1 protein-coding gene is annotated in these 268 nt (G+C 41.8%); it reads left to right on the top strand.

Features of this window, described 5'->3' with window-relative positions:
* A partial coding sequence (locus NE637_RS15425) for a hypothetical protein (protein ID WP_256267811.1) occupies positions 1-233 on the top strand: 233 nt, incomplete at its 5' end.
* Positions 234-268: the final 35 nt, after the last annotated feature.

Raw genomic sequence — 268 nt, 5'->3', positions numbered from 1 at the left:
GGGGAAGATACCTTGAAAAAGTGTTTACAGATAAAGAAGAAGTGCTTGATATTGTGGAAAAAGCAATTCTTTTGTTCCGGGAACAGGGGATCACGGGAGAGCGATTTGCGGATACGGTTGAAAGACTCGGATTTGAAAATGTTCAGGAACAGCTTTTGGGAGATGGACTGTTAGCCCGCAAAGATGAAAACATAAGAGCGCAGAAACATTTGAAAGGCGGAGCAACTTGTTAAGAATTTTATAAAACGATAGAGTGCAGCATAGCGAC

This window comes from Desulfovibrio desulfuricans (genome assembly GCF_024460775.1).
Classification (GTDB): domain Bacteria; phylum Desulfobacterota; class Desulfovibrionia; order Desulfovibrionales; family Desulfovibrionaceae; genus Desulfovibrio; species Desulfovibrio desulfuricans_E.
The sequence above is the reverse complement of the archived record's forward strand: the minus strand, read 5'-3'. Positions and strand labels throughout refer to the sequence as shown.